Origin of the sequence: Rhizobium sp. BK619 (assembly GCF_014195245.1) — a bacterium.
In the GTDB taxonomy this organism is placed as follows: Bacteria; Pseudomonadota; Alphaproteobacteria; order Rhizobiales; family Rhizobiaceae; genus Rhizobium; species Rhizobium acidisoli.
On sequence record NZ_JACIBH010000040.1, the window covers coordinates 1 to 1,305 of the forward strand.

Annotated in this window: 1 protein-coding gene and 2 pseudogenes; 1 reads left to right on the forward strand and 2 read right to left on the reverse strand. The window is 54.3% G+C overall.

The window, feature by feature from the left end; all coding sequences use genetic code 11:
- Nucleotides 1–178 precede the first annotated feature (178 nt).
- Nucleotides 179–592, reverse strand: coding sequence for a hypothetical protein (locus FHX14_RS33325; RefSeq protein ID WP_348649282.1), 414 nt, complete (start codon nt 590–592; stop codon nt 179–181).
- Here FHX14_RS33325 and FHX14_RS33515 point away from each other — a divergent pair.
- A pseudogene (locus FHX14_RS33515) lies at nt 575–712 on the forward strand (IS66 family insertion sequence element accessory protein TnpB); the annotation flags it as partial. The gene FHX14_RS33325 and the pseudogene FHX14_RS33515 sit on opposite strands and share 18 nt — an antisense overlap.
- Before the next feature lie 4 nt (nt 713–716).
- Here the strand turns inward: FHX14_RS33515 and FHX14_RS32755 are convergent.
- Nucleotides 717–921, reverse strand: a pseudogene (locus tag FHX14_RS32755) (IS110 family transposase); the annotation flags it as partial.
- Nucleotides 922–1,305 lie beyond the last annotated feature (384 nt).

Below are 1,305 nucleotides of genomic sequence, written 5' to 3' on the forward strand. Positions count from 1 at the left end.
CATAGGCCGGTTACTCAACCTCTTCACCCCAAACGAGTGCCAGAACTATTTCGCTGCAGCTGGATACGATGCAATATGATCGGATTCCGCTCTAAGCTCCAATCGTCGTTCAGGTCATGAGTGTCCCTTGGTGGAAAACGATTTGCCAGCCTTCAGCCGTCTTTCGCCAAAGCGTCGTTCAGCGGGTGCGCAGATCCGGCTGCTGCAGAATGTAGTTGAGCTGGTACAGCCCATCTGCAAGCAATCGGATGGTGAAGTCCGAGCAAAGCCAACCCTCCGGTTCGGGCCCTTTGTAGAACTCTAAAAGGCTTTCTATGACGAAGTTGCGGTCATAGGCTTTGCCGCTTGCGCCGATCTCCCAAAAATCATCGGCCGTCATTTTGAGAAGGTCTTCGCAGGTTTGCCCACGGTCGTCGAACGCGTGCCCATAGTAAGAGGAAGGCTCGACTGAAGGGATAACGACCGCCACCGTGGTTCGAAAGCGCCGCGGCACAAGGCAATTTAGCTGGGAACGTTTTTTCTCGCATTCAGCGCTGTTCAAGCGTAAGCGCGATTTTCCCCGCACGTTCTGCAATTGAGCGAGCTTTGGCATAAGGTGTCCACCAAAATAGGTGGACACCAAGTGATGGAAGAAGGTCAAAAACTTGCCGTGCGGCTGGTCGGTCGGAATGGGAGACGCCGTTTCGATCAAAGTTCGAAAGACCGCCTTATTGGTTTATTCTGTCTCCTGGCTTCCTGGGAATCAATGAGGGAGCGACGCCCTGCCGCTATCCGCTGGTTGATGCGGCGCATGCTGCTATCGGACGCATCCATCTCACCCCAAAATCGGATTTCTCCCTTCCCACCAGGTTCAGCGACGGCAATCGCATTCTTCAGTTTGGCGACGTCAATTCCAATAAAAGCTTCTCTATAATCTGCCATGGCTCGTCCTCCCGTGATGATGTAGGGCGAGCCACCCCAGCCACGAAGACGGACATGCGGTCATACGCTTGCTCACCAGCAGAATGTGCAAAATATTTCAGAGCTGCAGGATAACACCCGGATTGAACAGGATCTGCTCTAGACTTCACCGAGGCAAGTCATTCAGTCCGCTGAAGGACTTTCACCCTCCCGCTTGCCGCGCGTCCTTCCTCAAAGCCGGCTTCGCATGCCGGTAATGCCTTCGCATTGGGTCGCCCTATTCCACTGATCTGCGAGACCCCGCCACCCGGTGTTGATTTCCACTGAGAGCTGACCCGGCGTTTCCACCGAGAATTGACCCGCCTTTAGGTATTGTTCGTGTTGTTGGTCGGGGTCAAGTTCCTG

Excerpts from the sequence above, each read along its gene's own strand:
- FHX14_RS33325 (WP_348649282.1), bottom strand. The coding sequence starts at position 592 with ATGCCAAAGCTCGCTCAATTGCAGAACGTGCGGGGAAAATCGCGCTTA.